Source organism: Facivitalis istanbulensis, assembly GCF_040560405.1.
Taxonomy (GTDB): Bacteria; Pseudomonadota; Alphaproteobacteria; order Sphingomonadales; family Sphingomonadaceae; genus Sphingomonas; species Sphingomonas istanbulensis.
Genome location: NZ_JAVSCQ010000011.1, coordinates 69762 through 84531 on the forward strand (window position 1 = coordinate 69762; position 14770 = coordinate 84531).

11 protein-coding genes are annotated in these 14770 nt (G+C 65.0%); 7 read left to right on the forward strand and 4 right to left on the reverse strand.

What is annotated here, in order from left to right; all coding sequences use genetic code 11:
• Window positions 1–32: 32 nt before the first annotated feature.
• Both dnaG and RN629_RS08995 read right to left on the reverse strand, forming a co-directional pair.
• Entirely contained in the window at window positions 33–1880 is a 1848-nt protein-coding gene (dnaG, locus tag RN629_RS08990; RefSeq protein ID WP_407034914.1) for a DNA primase, read from the reverse strand.
• A gap of 98 nt (window positions 1881–1978) precedes the next feature.
• The gene (locus RN629_RS08995) at window positions 1979–2431 is read right to left on the reverse strand and encodes a GatB/YqeY domain-containing protein (RefSeq protein WP_407034915.1); all 453 of its coding nucleotides are present in this window, start codon (window positions 2429–2431) and stop codon (window positions 1979–1981) included.
• A gap of 141 nt (window positions 2432–2572) precedes the next feature.
• Here RN629_RS08995 and carA point away from each other — a divergent pair, with 141 nt between their 5' ends.
• From carA to RN629_RS09020, 5 genes are all read left to right on the forward strand, one after another.
• Entirely contained in the window at window positions 2573–3754 is a 1182-nt protein-coding gene (gene carA / locus RN629_RS09000; protein WP_407034916.1) for a glutamine-hydrolyzing carbamoyl-phosphate synthase small subunit, read from the forward strand.
• Window positions 3751–4125 carry a hypothetical protein gene (locus RN629_RS09005; RefSeq protein WP_407034917.1) on the forward strand — a complete coding sequence of 125 codons (375 nt, stop codon included), beginning with the start codon at window positions 3751–3753 and terminating at the stop codon, window positions 4123–4125. Before carA ends, RN629_RS09005 begins: the two co-directional genes overlap by 4 nt.
• A 313-nt stretch (window positions 4126–4438) precedes the next feature.
• On the forward strand, window positions 4439–7771 hold the full coding sequence (gene carB, locus RN629_RS09010; RefSeq protein WP_407034918.1) for a carbamoyl-phosphate synthase large subunit: 3333 nt from the start codon (window positions 4439–4441) through the stop codon (window positions 7769–7771).
• A 94-nt stretch (window positions 7772–7865) separates the two neighbouring features.
• On the forward strand, window positions 7866–8342 hold the full coding sequence (gene greA, locus RN629_RS09015) for a transcription elongation factor GreA (RefSeq protein WP_407034919.1): 477 nt from the start codon (window positions 7866–7868) through the stop codon (window positions 8340–8342).
• Between the two features lie 4 nt (window positions 8343–8346).
• Complete coding sequence (locus RN629_RS09020) at window positions 8347–8985, forward strand: rhomboid family intramembrane serine protease (RefSeq protein ID WP_407034920.1); 639 nt, start codon at window positions 8347–8349, stop codon at window positions 8983–8985.
• A gap of 122 nt (window positions 8986–9107) precedes the next feature.
• On the opposite strand, the gene RN629_RS09025 is transcribed toward RN629_RS09020, so the two are convergent.
• Entirely contained in the window at window positions 9108–9323 is a 216-nt protein-coding gene (locus tag RN629_RS09025; protein ID WP_407034921.1) for a DUF4170 domain-containing protein, read from the reverse strand.
• 214 nt (window positions 9324–9537) lie between these two features.
• Here RN629_RS09025 and RN629_RS09030 point away from each other — a divergent pair, with 214 nt between their 5' ends.
• On the forward strand, window positions 9538–11655 hold the full coding sequence (locus RN629_RS09030; protein ID WP_407034922.1) for a TonB-dependent siderophore receptor: 2118 nt from the start codon (window positions 9538–9540) through the stop codon (window positions 11653–11655).
• 78 nt (window positions 11656–11733) lie between these two features.
• Here the strand turns inward: RN629_RS09030 and RN629_RS09035 are convergent, their stop codons facing one another.
• A complete protein-coding gene (locus RN629_RS09035; RefSeq protein ID WP_407034923.1) occupies window positions 11734–12435 on the reverse strand; it encodes a FadR/GntR family transcriptional regulator in 702 nt (233 codons plus the stop codon).
• 224 nt (window positions 12436–12659) lie between these two features.
• On the opposite strand from RN629_RS09035, the gene RN629_RS09040 reads away from it, so the two are divergent.
• Window positions 12660–14624 carry a CocE/NonD family hydrolase gene (locus RN629_RS09040; protein ID WP_407034924.1) on the forward strand — a complete coding sequence of 655 codons (1965 nt, stop codon included), beginning with the start codon at window positions 12660–12662 and terminating at the stop codon, window positions 14622–14624.
• The last annotated feature ends 146 nt before the right edge of the window (window positions 14625–14770 follow it).

Here is a 14770-nt window from a genome sequence, read left to right on the forward strand (position 1 = left end):
TGCCCCGGATATGGGGCGCGGGGTCGCCTGTATCAAGCGGCCTCCCCCGCCTGCCGATCGGCCAGATCGCGGGCATTTTCCAGCCAGCGATAGAGCTGATCGAGCGATTGCGTGTGCGCGGCGTGGCACCGCGTCTGCTCGGCGAAACGATCCTCGGTCATGTCGGCCTGGAACGCTTGTACCGCGCGTTCGCGGTTGGCGCGCGTCTCGCTTTCCTCCAGCATCACCTCGATCACCTTTTCAAGGTCGCGCACGGCGATCGCCGGGTCGCTGATCCGGCTGAAGAAGCTGAAGGCGAGGTCGCGGGTATAGTCGCGCGCGTCGATCGGGTGGACCTCGGTGGTCGCCATGATCTGTTCGATCAGGCTTTCGGCCTCCGCCGAGTCCTTCCGCGAGAGATGTGGGTCGTTGACCGCCGCGTCGAGCAGATGGTGCCGCCAGGCGTTGAGATAGCGGTCGCCCATGTCCAGCCGGCTGATCTCGTCCATATAGCGGCACAGGACATGCGGATAGCGCATCAGGCCCAGCAGCACCGCGCGGCGCAGGCTGTATTCGACGCCGCGCCCGACATGGCGATTGGCCTCGGCCACCGCCTGGTGCACCGCCGCGGCATTGACCCGGCGGATGCCGAAAATGTCGAAATAGCGCGACATCATCGCGCGCTTATACTCGTAGGCCAAATCCCTGTGCGGGATCTGCTGCGCCAGTTCCTCCAGCCGCTGTTTCAGTGCGGCGCGGCCCTCGGGCGTGTCGGTCTGGGCCTGCGCGATCTCGGACTGCCAGAGCAGGTCACTGAGCGGCGTCGCGCGGGTGAGCACCGCCTCGAACCCCGCCGCGCCCTTTTCCTGGACCAGATCGTCGGGGTCCTGCCCTTGCGGCAGGGTGACGAAGGACAGGCTGCGCCCCGGCTGGAGCAGCGGCAGCGCGCGGTGGGCGGCGCGGATCGCGGCCTTCTGTCCCGCCGCGTCGCCGTCGAAGCACAGGGTCGGCACGTCGACCATTCGCCACAGACGCTCGAGCTGATGCTCGGTCAGCGCGGTGCCCAGCGGCGCCACGGCTTCCTCGATCCCGGCCTGGGCGAGGGCGATCACGTCCATATAGCCCTCGACCACCAGCACCCGGCCGGACTTGCGCACCGCGGGCGCGGCACGGTCAAGATTGTAGAGCGTGCGCCCCTTGTCGAAGAGCGGCGTGTCGGGGGAGTTGAGATATTTCGGCTCGCCCTCGCCGATGATCCGGCCGCCGAACGCGATCACCCGCCCGCGCGCGTCGCGGATCGGGATCATTAGCCGGCCGCGGAAACGGTCATACGGGTCCTTGCCGTCGACCTTGATGAGCAGCCCGCACTCGATCAGCGCCGGGTCGCCATATTCGGCCAGCGCGGCCTTCAGCTTGCCCCGGCTGTCCGGCGCGAAGCCCAGGCCGAAGGCGCGGGCCGTTTCCGGCATGACCCGGCGGCGTTCGAGCAGCGCGCGCGCGTCGCCGCCCGACAGCCCGCCCAGTTGCTCGGAGAACCATGACGCGGCATCGGCCATCGCGTCGTGCAGGCCCTTGGCGCGCTCGGCTTCCCGCGCGGCGCGGCGGTCCTGTGCGGGCATGTCCAGCCCGGCGACCTGCGCCAGTTCCTTGACCGCGTCGATGAAGGGCAGGCCGCGCTGGTCGGTCATCCAGCGAATGGCATCGCCATGCGCCGAACAGCCGAAGCAATGGTAAAAGCCCTTGTCGTCGTTGACGTAGAAGCTGGGCGTCTTTTCATTATGGAAGGGGCAGCAGCCCTTATATTCGCGGCCCGCCTTTTGCAGCTTCACCGTCTTGCCGATCAGCGCCGACAGACTGGTACGGGCACGAAGCTCGTCAAGGAATTGCGGGGTCAGGCTCATGATGTCCGCGTGATTATAAACCCTATAGCAACACCGTTATTCTGGCAAGGAAAATGGGGTCGGGGAGGGGCGTTTCGACGCATTCCCCGACCGGATATTCAGGCCAGCGCCGCCTTTACCAGCCCGCTCGCCTTGCTCATGTCCAGCACGGCGGCATGGCGCGCCTTCAGCTCCGCCATGACGCGGCCCATGTCCTTCATGCCGCTCGCGCCGATCTCGGTCTTGATCGCCTCGATCGCGGCCCTGGTCTCGTCCTCGGACAGCGTCTGCGGCAGGAAGCGCTCGATCACCGCGACCTCGGCCTTTTCGGCATCGGCCAGTTCCTGGCGACCGCCCTGTTCGTACATGGCGATCGATTCGCGGCGCTGCTTGACCATCTTCTGCAGCACTTCGATCACGACCATGTCGTCATCGGCGGGCGCCTCGCCGGTGCGGAGTTCGATGTCGCGGTTCTTGATGGCGGCCTGGATCAGGCTGATGGCGGCGCGGCTTTCCTTGTCGCCAGCCTTCATGGCGGCCACCTGCGCGGCCTTGATGTCGTCGCGAATCATGTTTTGTCCGTCTTGTCTGAAAGGCGGGGATGATAGCGCAGCCGGGCATTGCCGTGAACCGGTTGACGGATCGGCCAACGGGGTCTAGCGGACGCCACTTAGCGACATTGCAGACATTTTACTGAGGAGTGCCCGCCGATCATGGCCGACGCCAAGCCATTCGCCATGCCCGAAAAGCCTGAGGGCGCCACGGGTGTTCTCGTTCTGGCGAACGGAGACGTGTTGTGGGGGCGCGGGTTCGGCGTCGAGGGTGATGCCGTCGGCGAGGTGTGTTTCCACACCGCGATGACCGGCTATCAGGAGATCATGACCGATCCGTCCTTCGCGGGGCAGATCATCACCTTCACCTTCCCGCATATCGGCAATGTCGGCGCGAACCCCGACGATATCGAGGCGGATGCGCCGCACGCGCTGGGCATGATCGTCCGCGAGGACCCGACCGCCCCGTCCAACTTCCGCGCAATGGAGAACCTTGCCGGATGGATGGCGCGGCACAACCGCATCGGCCTGGCGGGCATCGATACCCGCGCGCTGACCCGCCGCATCCGGGCCGCCGGTGCGCCGAACGGCGTGATCGCGCATTCGGCTTCGGGCGAATTCGACATCGCAGCACTTCTCGAAAAGGCGAAGGCCTGGCCCGGTCTGGAGGGCATGGACCTCGCCAAGGACGTCTCGACCGAGCTGCATTATGGCTGGGGCGAGACGCGCGAGGGCGGCCTGTGGCGGCTGGGCTTCGGTTATGCCGGGGCCGAGGGCGCGGATCGCCCGCACGTCGTCGCGATCGATTATGGCAGTAAGCACAACATCTTCCGCAACCTGGTTCAGGCTGGTGCGAAGGTGTCGGTGGTCCCCGCCACCGCTTCTTACGAGGATGTGATGGCGCTGAACCCGGACGGCATCTTCCTGTCCAACGGCCCCGGCGATCCGGCGGCGACGGGCGAATATGCGGTGCCGGTGATCCGCCAGCTGCTCGATACCGGCAAGCCGCTGTTCGGCATCTGCCTGGGCCACCAGCTGCTCGGTCTGGCGGTCGGCGCCAAGACCACCAAGATGCACCAGGGGCATCGCGGCGCGAACCATCCGGTCAAGCGCCTGTCGGACGGTCTGGTCGAGATCACCAGCATGAACCATGGCTTCGCGGTCGAGCGCGAAACGCTGCCCGCCAACGCGCACGAGACGCATGTGTCGCTGTTCGACGGGTCGAATGCGGGGCTGGAACTGACCGACCGTCCGGCCTTCTCGGTCCAGTACCACCCCGAAGCCTCGCCGGGGCCGCAGGACAGCTTCTATCTGTTCGAGCGGTTCGTGGGGTCGCTTACATGAATAGTTCAGAGCTTTCAATCGTTAAGCAAATATCTGCTCGTTTGAAAACGAGCAGCGCAGTAGTGCCAGCTTTGCTTGCTGCGGCGATCTCTATGTCGATCGGTGGCGCAGGTTTGGCTGTAAGCAACGGAAAGCACGAAGTGCTTTTTTCAATTTGTCTCCTTGCTCCTCTTGCTGTTCTATTGCTTCAAATAACGTTTTTTACTTTGTGGGATCGCGATAGGTTGCACAACGAGGAACATATTGAGCGGCGGATGATGATAGACCAAGAGCGATCTATTATTGGAGATAATGAAACCAGGAAGCAGATTACGCTTGAGAATTCGGGTCATTTGATTGGTAATGAATCAGCTGGAGACAAGCATGACTAACTATATCCTTAGTTATAATGCTGTTTCTGGTTCTGTGCCAGAGTCTGCTGTTTCCGCATTCATTAGATCTAATCGTCATGTAGACCAGTGGTCTTTTTTATACCCTGGTGCCTTCTTTATAAAGTCCTCAGTTGACCTTCAGGTTTTGGATGAAGCGTTAACTGAGTTTTTTAAGCCTACCCGATACGTACTAGCGCGAGTGGACCCAGCTCGAAATTGGACTAACGGATGGCTTAATAAGGAAATTTGGGTCTGGTTGGATAAGGGTGGAGCCGATCCATTGCAAATCGCGAGCAAAGGTGAAGACGAGTAAATGCCAAAACGCACCGACATCTCCTCCATCCTCGTCATCGGCGCTGGCCCGATCGTCATCGGTCAGGCGTGCGAGTTCGACTATTCGGGCACGCAGGCGATCAAGGCCCTGAAGGAAGAGGGCTATCGCATCGTCCTGGTCAATTCGAACCCGGCGACGATCATGACCGATCCCGAGCTGGCCGATGCGACCTATGTCGAGCCGATCACGCCCGCCGTCGTCGCCAAGATCATCGAGAAGGAGCGCCCCGACGCGGTCCTGCCGACCATGGGCGGCCAGACCGCGCTGAACACCGCGCTGGCGCTGTTCGAGGACGGTACGCTGGAAAAGTTCGGCGTCCAGATGATCGGCGCCGATGCCGAGGCGATCGACAAGGCCGAGGATCGCCAGAAGTTCAAGGCGGCGATGGAGAAGATCGGGCTGGAATCGGCCCGCTCGGCCATCGCGCATAGCGAGGCGGAGGCGCTGGCGGGGCTGGAGAAGGTCGGCCTGCCCGCGATCATCCGCCCCAGCTTCACGCTGGGCGGGACCGGCGGCGGCGTCGCCTATAACCGCGAGGAGTTCATCGCGATCGTCCGCGCCGGGCTCGACGCCTCGCCGACGACCGAGGTGCTGATCGAGGAATCGCTCCTCGGTTGGAAGGAATATGAGATGGAGGTCGTGCGCGATCGCAACGACAATTCCATCATCATCTGCTCGATCGAGAATATCGATCCGATGGGCGTCCATACCGGCGACTCGATCACCGTCGCGCCCGCGCTGACCCTGACCGACAAGGAATATCAGATCATGCGCAACGCCAGCCTGGCGGTGCTGCGTGAGATCGGCGTGGAGACGGGCGGCTCGAACGTGCAGTTCGCGGTCAATCCGAAGGACGGCCGCCTGATCGTCATCGAGATGAACCCGCGTGTGTCGCGCTCCTCGGCGCTGGCGTCCAAGGCGACGGGCTTCCCGATCGCCAAGGTCGCGGCCAAGCTGGCGGTCGGCTATACGCTCGACGAGATCGAGAACGACATCACCGGCGCGACCCCGGCCTCGTTCGAGCCGACGATCGACTATGTCGTCACCAAGATCCCGCGCTTCGCCTTTGAGAAGTTCAAGGGCTCGGAGCCGGTGCTGTCGACCGCGATGAAGTCGGTCGGCGAGGTGATGGCGATCGGCCGCAACATCCATGAATCGATGCAGAAGGCGCTGCGCGGGCTGGAAACCGGGCTGAGCGGCTTCAACGATGTCGAGCATCTGGTGGGCGCGCCGCGCGCCGAGATCGAGGCGGCATTGGCCAGGGCGACCCCCGACCGGCTGCTGATCGCGGCCCAAGCCCTTCGGGAGGGCTTCACCGTCGCCGAGGTCCATGCGATCGCCAAATATGATCCCTGGTTCCTGGAGCGGATCGCCGAGATCGTCGCCGCCGAGGCCGAGGTCATGGACAACGGACTGCCGCAGGATGCGGCGGGAATGCGCCGCCTGAAGGCGATGGGCTTCTCCGACAAGCGGCTGGCCTATCTGGCGCTGCAATCGGCCAATCTGCGCGGCATGGATCGCGGCATCGCGCGCGGATCGGGGCTGATCCATGAGGTCGTCAAGATGATGACCGGCGGCGTGACTGAACAGGAAGTGCGCGAGCATCGCCTGAAGCTGGGCGTCCGCCCGGTGTTCAAGCGGATTGACACCTGCGCGGCGGAGTTCGACGCGCGGACGCCGTACATGTACTCGACCTATGAAGCGCCGACCTTTGGCGAGCCCGAGGACGAGGCGGTCCCTAGCGACCGCAAGAAGATCGTCATCCTGGGTGGCGGTCCGAACCGGATCGGGCAGGGGATCGAGTTCGACTATTGCTGCTGCCATGCCTGCTTCGCGCTGGCGGATGCGGGCTATGAGACGATCATGGTCAACTGCAACCCGGAGACGGTCAGCACCGACTATGACACCTCGGACCGTCTCTATTTCGAGCCGCTGACCGCCGAGGACGTGCTGGCGATCCTTGACGTCGAGAAGTCGAAGGGCGAATTGGTCGGCGTGATCGTGCAGTTCGGTGGGCAGACCCCGCTGAATCTCGCCCGCACGCTGGAGGCGGCCGGTATCCCGATCCTGGGGACCAGCCCCGATGCGATCGACCTGGCCGAGGATCGCGAGCAGTTCGCGGCGCTGGTCGACAAGCTCAAGCTGTTGCAGCCCAAGAACGGCATCGCGCGCAGCCGCGAGGAAGCGCTGCTCGTCGCAGAGCGGGTCGGCTATCCGGTGCTGATGCGCCCCAGCTTCGTGCTGGGCGGCCGCGCCATGGAGATCGTCGACGGGCCGCAGCAACTGGAGGATTATATCCAGACCGCGGTGCAGGTGTCGGGCGACGCGCCGGTCCTGATCGACCAGTATCTACGCGACGCGATCGAGGTGGACGTGGACGCGATCTGCGACGGTGACGAGGTCGTCGTGGCGGGTGTGCTCCAGCATATCGAGGAAGCGGGCGTCCATTCGGGCGACTCGGCCTGCTCGCTACCGCCCTACAGCCTGTCGGCGGAGATCATCGCCGAGATCGAGCGCCAGGCCGAGGCGCTGGCGCATGGGCTTGGCGTGCGCGGGCTGATGAACATCCAGTTCGCGGTGAAGGATGGCCGGGTCTATTTGATCGAGGTCAATCCGCGCGCCAGCCGCACCGTGCCCTTCGTTGCCAAGGCGATCGGCACGCCCATCGCCAAGATCGCCGCGCGCGTCATGGCGGGCGAGAAGCTGGCCGACCTGCCGAAGATCGACCGCCACATCGATTATTATGCAGTGAAGGAAGCGGTGTTCCCCTTCGCGCGCTTCCCCGGTGTCGATCCGGTGCTGTCGCCGGAGATGAAATCCACGGGCGAGGTGATGGGCATCGACCCCGACTTCACCACGGCGTTCGCCAAGTCGCAGCTCGGCGCGGGCACCGTCCTGCCGACCGAGGGGGCGGTGTTCATCAGCGTGAAGGACGGCGACAAGGAACAGATCGTTCCGGCCGCCAGGCTGCTGGCGGAGGCGGGCTTTGCCATCGTCGCGACCGGCGGCACCGCCGACTATCTCGACCGCGCGGGCGTGGCGGTCGAAAAGGTCAACAAGGTGGCGCAGGGTCGTCCTCATATTGTCGACCGGATCAAGGACGGCGGTATCACCCTGATCTTCAACACGACCGAGGGATGGCAGAGCCTGAAGGACTCCAAGCCGATCCGCGAAGCCGCGCTCGGCCAGAAGATCCCCTACTTCACGACGGCGCCCGCCAGCATCGAGGCGGCGAAGGCGATTGCCGCGGCGGGCAGCCATGGTCTTGAAGTACGTCCCCTGCAATCCTACTATTCGCGTTCGCACAACTGATCCCGACATGAGAACATGATGTGCTGGCGGACCGCTTTCCCGTTGGGGAGGGCGGTCCGTACCGGGAATGCGTATGGAATTGGGGACAAGGAATATGGCGACCGTCGAAAAGATGCCGATGCTCCAGGAGGGCTATGACAAGCTCACCCAGGACCTGCGGCGTCTGAAAGAGGAACGGCCGCAGATCGTCGACGCGATCGAGGAAGCGCGTGCGCATGGCGACCTCTCCGAAAACGCCGAATATCATGCCGCCAAGGAGCGTCAGGGCCAGATCGAGGCGTCGATCGCCGACATCGAGGACAAGCTGAGCCGCGCGCAGATCATCGACCCGAAGGATTTGTCGGGCGACAAGGTCGTGTTCGGCGCCACCGTCACGCTGCTCGACGAGGATGACAAGCCGGTCAAATACCAGATCGTCGGCCAGACCGAGGCGGACGCCAAGACCGGCCGGATCAGCTACAACTCGCCGCTGGGCCGCGCGCTGATCGGGCGCAAGGTCGAGGAAGAGGTCGAGGTGACGGTGCCGTCGGGCGACCGCTATTACCTCGTCAACAAGATCGAATTCATCTGATCCGATGGACTGGGCAGCGGCACGGGCGACGACGGCGATCGCTGTCGTCACGGCGATCGTGTCGCTGCTCCTGATCTTTTCGGGACTGGTGCCCGACGCCGCCGTGGGCGCGGGGTTCATCCCCCTGCGCTTCGAGGGCGCGGCCTTGCCCCCGGATCAGGGTTTTGCGGTCCCGACGATCCTGACGCCGCTGTCGGCGACGCTGATCCATGGCGGATTGGCGCACCTCGTATTCAATCTGGTGATGCTGCTCTATTGCGGCGCGCAGGTCGAACGCGCGCTGGGATCGCGTGGGGTCGTCGTCCTTTACATCGTCGGCGCCTATGCGGCGGCGATGGCGCAATATTTCCCCGATCCGCAATCGGCCATGCCGATGATCGGGGCGAGCGGCGCGATTTCGGCGTTGGTCGGTGCCTATGCGCTCCTGTTCGGGCGGCGGCGTGCGACGCGCGGCGTGGCGGGGCTGTCCGCCGAATTCATCCATGTTCTTTGGCTGGCGGCGGGCTGGATCGGTATCCAGTTGCTGATCGGCTATGCCGGGATGGGAATGGGGGCGATCGCGGTGGCCGCCCATATCGGCGGCTTTCTGGCCGGACTGGCGTTTGCCAAGCCCCTGCTGCTGTGGCGCTATCGGAACGCCTGAGGCGGCGCTCGCCCGTTCGCGGCGATCTTGTGTGGTGCGGGAGGAGAGGCGTGGACGGGGTCGCCGTGCCGCGCTGGGGCGAAGCCGAGGGCCGGGCCCTCAACCTCCCCCAGGCAGGACCGTCAATCGAGCGTCGGCTCGAGCAGGCGATGGAGATGCACGACGACAAAGCGCATCTCGGCGTCGTCGACGGTGCGCTGCGCGGCGGCGCGCCATGCCTTTTCGGCGCTGGCATAATCGGGGAAGATGCCGACCACTTCGAGCGCGGACGGATCGACGAAGTCCAGAGTCTGCGGGTCGCTGACGCGGCCACCGAAGACGAGGTGCAACTTGCTCATATAATCTCCTGAACGATCGCCCCGTCCCCTAGCGGCAAGCCGCGCGCGATTGAAGATGCTCTTTCGCCGATGCGGTGCTTTCGTCATGGGTGTCCGGCGACAAACGGGGTAGCGCGCGCGCCGGACACGGATGCCCCGGATGACAGAAACATGACGTTGATATGTTGTATCAGTTCATGTTCGGAGCTATGCGCCGCGTCCACGGGAGATTTGCATGTCCATCTTTTACCGACCGGCGCTGCGTCGGCTGTCATCCTTGCCCCTCATCGCGCTGCTGCTTGCCGCGCCTCCTGTCGTGGCGCAAACCCGGAATGCGACGCCGGGCGAGGACGATCACGGTGACATCGTGGTCCTGGGTACGCGCACCGACCGCGATTCGACGCTGGGGTCGGATTTGCTGACTCGGCGCATGTCGCAATCGAGCCGCTCGCTGGAGCGTGACCTGCTGGTCGCCAACGGCACCTATCGCCTGTCCGACGCGCTGGAATTGTTCAGCGGCATCAGCCAGCAGAATAATCGGGGCGGCTTCATCGACAATTTCGCCATTCGCGGCTTTCTGGGCACGCCCGACGGCGGTGCGGAATATTATGCCGATGGGTTCCTCGCCAATCGCGGCCTCGCGCCGCCGCGCGATCCGGCCACGACCGAACGGATCGAGGTGTTGAAGGGGCCGGCGGGCGCGGTGTTCGGCGACATCGATCCGGCGGGCCGCGTCAACATCGTGTCGAAGACGCCGCGCTTCACCCCGGCGGTGAATGCCACGCTGCTCTACGGATCGTTCGATACGAAACGGGGCGAACTGGACGTGACCGGGCCGTTCTCCGACACGCTGGCGGGACGGATCGTGGTCGCGGCGGAGGATTCGGACGGCTATCGCGATTTCGTCGGTTTCGCGCGCCGGGTGGTGTCGCCGTCGCTGACCTGGCAGCCGGCGGCGGGCACCAAGTTCACCGCGCTGGCGGAATATACGAACTTCCAGTCGGCGTTCGACCGGGGTGTACCCGCTATCCGTGGCGATGCGCTGGCCATCCCGCGCAATCGCTATTTCGGCGAACCGGCGGACGGGCAGCATGTCGCGCGGAACACCCGGTTGCAGTTGACCGGCGAGCATGCGCTGGGCGGCGAATGGTCGATCAATGGCGGGGTAAACTGGCGCTACAGCACGCTGCGCGGCTTTTCGAGCGATCAGTCCGTGCTGCGCCCCGATGATCGCACATTGTGGCGGCAACGCCGCGAGCGCGGCTATGAGGCGACCGACTTTTCCGTCCGGCTGGAGCTGGCGGGGCGGTTCGAGGCGTTGGGCGTCCACCATCCGAGCATCGGCATCAAGGGCTATACGCTCGACTATCTCGAACTGATGCGCCGTTTCCGTCCATCGGCCGCGCGACCCTATGCGATCGATGTCCTGGAGCCGGTCTACGGCCAGCCGCGCCCGGCGGTCGCCAATTTCACCGATCAGCGCGAAAAGCGCCTGGCCGGGGCGATCTATATCCAGGATATGTGGGACGTCACCGATCGCCTGACCCTGACCGGCGGGGTTCGCTACGACGCCTATCGCCAGAGGCTGCGGCGCAACCTGACCGGACTGGTGACCCAGGCGACCGGCGATCCGGTCAAGTTCCGGTTCGGCGCGCGCTATCGCCTGACCGACACGATCGCCGTCCATGGCAATTGGGGCGAGTCCTTCCTGCTCAACTCGGGCACCGGCCGTCCGACGGCGGACAATCCGCAAGGCCCTGCCTTCGGCGCGGAAGAGGCCAAAGGCTATGAGCTGGGGATTGCGGGGCGCTGGCCGGGGATCAATGTCGCGGCCACCTTCTTCGACATCGAGAAGCGCAATATCCTGACCAACGATCCGGTCGACCCGAATTTCCTCGCGCCCGTCGGTTCGCTCAAGAGCCGGGGCGTCGAGCTGGACGCCTCGCTCAACCTCGCGCGGCGGTGGCAGGTGGTGGCGAACTATGCCTATATCGATGCGCGGGCCGACGATAAGACCTTCGCCACGCCGGACGTGCTGGACGTCGCGAAGCATTCCGGGACATTGCTGGTCGTCGCGCGCTATCCGACCGGCTGGGGCACCGACTGGTCGGTGTCGGCGGGCGCGGCCTATGTCGGCGATCGGGCCGGGGCGGTCGACGCAAGTGGCCTGCGCCTGCCGGCCTATACCAAGGCCAAGCTGGCCGGGGAGATCGGCGTGACACCCGTGCTGACCGTGCGGGCCGAGGCGGACAATCTGTTCGACGTCCGTTATGCGATGAGTTCGTACAGCCCCGTGTGGGTCTTCCCTGGCGCACCGCGCACCGTCCGCGTGTCGGCGCGGGTCGCGTTCTGATCCGGCTTTCCGCCGGATCGCGTCGCCCTTAAGGACGGCGGGAGAGGGGCGCGGCGAGGGCCGCCGCATCCCTGTCGGTTAACGCGCCAGCGCCCGTTCGGTATCCTCGCGCGCCTGCTGGACCAGCGCGATGGTTGCCGCCCTCGCGGCGACCGGGTCGGCGTCGGCGATCGCGGCAAAGAGCTGGCGATGCTCGGGCATGGAATCGCGCGGCAGGCGGGCATGGCGATGCTTGTAGAGCGTGGTCCAGCGGACCGCCGCGCCGATGCTGCCCGACAGGCTGATGAGCAGTTCATTGCCCGTCGCCTCCAGGATGATGTTGTGGAATTGCTGGTCGGCGGCGCGGCCTTGCTCGGTGTGCAGGCCGTGTGCGCCCATTGCCTCCAGCGCGGCACCCATGCGCGACAATTGCCGGGCATCGCGGCTGGTCGCGGCCAGTTCGGCGGCGGCGGGCTCGACGATCAGGCGGAGCTGGAACAGACTGTTGACGAAGCCCGCGGGCGGCTCGCCCTCGAACATCCAGGCGAGCAGATCGGGATCGAGCAGATTCCATTCCAGCCGTTCGCGCACCCGGGTGCCCGTCTTGGGCTTGCTGACCACCAGCCCCTTGGCGGACAGCATCCTGAGCGCCTCGCGCACCACCGATCGCGACATGCCTCGTTGTTCGGCGATCTCGACTTCGCCCGGCAGGGTGGAGCCGGGGGTGATCCGTCCGGTCACGATCGCGACGCCGATATCCCGCGCCAACGCGCTATGCGCCGGTCCGCGTCGCTTGGTCATCGTCACTCGGCGGGTTCCTCCGTGGGTATCCCCGGAGCCCCGGCGGCTCCCTGTTGCATGGAGCGACCTATTTATGGGCCGGGGGCGGGAAAGGAAAGCAAACGATGGGCGGGGCTTGTCATGGACGTGTTACATTGTATCAGCGGCGGCATCGCACCGGTTGCCCTGACGCCCTGGGCGCGGCACGATGGCGTACCAACCGATCCAAGAGGGGGATCCGTTTCATGACCTTGCGTACCTGCCTTCTCGCCGCCAGCGCGCTCGCGGCCCTGACTCCCGCCGCCGCGCAGCACCAGCCTCCGGCCGCCGCGCCGGTCAAGGTCGTCACCGACTCGACGGTCAGCGACATTCCCGCCAAATTCACCCCCCCGACCGACCAGGCGCAGCGCGATTACGACAAACGCGAGGTGATGATCCCGATGCGTGACGGGACGAAGCTCTACACGGTGATCATGGTGCCAAAGGGCGCGGTGAACGCGCCGATCGTGCTGACCCGCACCCCCTATGACGCGGCGGGCCGGGCCAAGCGGTCGGACAGCACCCGGATGATCGAGGCGCTGCCGCTGGCCGACGAGGAATTCGTGAAGGCCGGGTATATCCGCGTCTATCAGGATATTCGCGGCAAATACGGTTCGGAGGGCGACTATGTCGTGACCCGGCCGGTCATCGGCCCGCTCAACGCGACCAAGGTCGATCACACGACCGATGCCTATGACACGATCGACTGGCTGGTGAACAAGGCCAACCTGCCCGAGTCCAATGGCCGCGTGGGCATGATCGGATCATCCTATGAGGGCTTCACCGTCGTCATGGCGCTGCTTCACCCGCACCCCGCGTTGAAGGTCGCGGCCCCGGAAAGCCCGATGATCGACGGCTGGATGGGCGACGACTGGTTCCATTACGGCGCGTTCCGCCTGGCCAATATCGGCTGGATCGGCGCGCAGACCGGTTACAAGGGTGAAGGAAAGGCGCCGCCGAGCGGCGGCTATGACGATTACGAGAATTTCCGCTACGGCTCGGCCAATGACTGGGCGAAGAAGTCGGGTTATGATCAACTGCCCTTCTGGCAGCGTATCGTCCAGCATCCGTCCTACGATTATTACTGGCAGGGCCAGGCGCTCGACAAGCTGCTGGCGGCCAACCCCTCCAACGTGCCGACCATCTGGGAACAGGGGCTGTGGGATCAGGAGGACATGTACGGCGCGATCCACTCGTGGGAGGCGTTGAAGGCGCAGGGCAAGCTCGGCAACAATTTCCTCGTCATGGGGCCGTGGCGACATAGCCAGATCAACCGGACCGGCACCAGCCTGGGCCCGTTCCAGTGGAATGGCGACACCGCCAGGCAGTTCCGCAAGGACATGGTCCTGCCGTTGTTCAACCAGTATCTGAAAGACGGCCCGGCGGCGAACCTGCCCAGCGCGGCGATCTACAACACCGGCGAGAATCATTGGGACCGGTTGAACCAATGGCCGCTGGCGTGCCAGAGCGGATGCGCCGCGCCGCTGACCCCGCTCTATCTGGCGGGCGACAGGGGGCTGAGCTTCGCCATGCCGGACACCGGGCAGGACAGCTATGTCTCCGATCCGGCCAATCCGGTGCCGCATCTGTCGCGCCCGGTCAGTTTCGGCGACGGGCGCTGGGGGGACTGGCTGGTCAGCGACCAGCGGCATGTCGATGGCCGCACCGATGTCGTCACCTATCGCACTCCGGTGCTGACCCAGGCGGTGCGCGTGTCGGGCGCGCCGATCGCCGACCTGTTCGCCAGGACGACCGGCACCGATGGCGACTTCGTGGTGAAGATCATCGACGTCTATCCCGAGGAAGACGCCATCGACCCGAAGATGGGAGGCTATGAACTGCCGATCAGCCTCGACATCTTCCGCGGTCGCTATCGCCGCAGCTTTGCCGAGCCGAGCGCGATCCCGGCGGGCAAGGTCCAGGAATACAAGTTCCGGCTGCCGATGGTGAACCATGTGTTCCAGCCGGGGCACCGGATCATGATCCAGGTCCAGTCGAGCCTCTTCCCGCTCTACGACCGCAATCCGCAGACCTTCGTGCCCAATATCTTCACGGCGAAGGCCGGCGATTATCGCAAGGCGACGATCACGCTGGAGCGTGGCGGTGCCAATGCCAGCCGGGTCTGGCTGCCGGTGGTGCCGACCGACCAGTCGGCCGCCATGGCGCGCTGATCGGGCCATTTGACCGACGGGGACGGAGCGGAGCATGCGCGCCGTCCCCGTCGGTCCGATATGATCCAAATCCCGGCCAGATCCCGGCCAGATCCCGGGGCGATTGCCCAATTTCGATCTTGGACAGGGCGGGAGGGAGCGCTATC

Coding starts and splice junctions, on each gene's coding strand:
- dnaG (WP_407034914.1), bottom strand. CDS start 1,880: ATGAGCCTGACCCCGCAATTCCTTGACGAGCTTCGTGCCCGTACCAGT.
- carB (WP_407034918.1), top strand. CDS start 4,439: ATGCCAAAACGCACCGACATCTCCTCCATCCTCGTCATCGGCGCTGGC.
- RN629_RS09025 (WP_407034921.1), bottom strand. CDS start 9,323: ATGAGCAAGTTGCACCTCGTCTTCGGTGGCCGCGTCAGCGACCCGCAG.
- RN629_RS09005 (WP_407034917.1), top strand. CDS start 3,751: ATGAATAGTTCAGAGCTTTCAATCGTTAAGCAAATATCTGCTCGTTTG.
- carA (WP_407034916.1), top strand. CDS start 2,573: ATGGCCGACGCCAAGCCATTCGCCATGCCCGAAAAGCCTGAGGGCGCC.
- RN629_RS09020 (WP_407034920.1), top strand. CDS start 8,347: ATGGACTGGGCAGCGGCACGGGCGACGACGGCGATCGCTGTCGTCACG.
- RN629_RS09035 (WP_407034923.1), bottom strand. CDS start 12,435: ATGACCAAGCGACGCGGACCGGCGCATAGCGCGTTGGCGCGGGATATC.
- RN629_RS09030 (WP_407034922.1), top strand. CDS start 9,538: ATGTCCATCTTTTACCGACCGGCGCTGCGTCGGCTGTCATCCTTGCCC.
- greA (WP_407034919.1), top strand. CDS start 7,866: ATGGCGACCGTCGAAAAGATGCCGATGCTCCAGGAGGGCTATGACAAG.
- RN629_RS08995 (WP_407034915.1), bottom strand. CDS start 2,431: ATGATTCGCGACGACATCAAGGCCGCGCAGGTGGCCGCCATGAAGGCT.
- RN629_RS09040 (WP_407034924.1), top strand. CDS start 12,660: ATGACCTTGCGTACCTGCCTTCTCGCCGCCAGCGCGCTCGCGGCCCTG.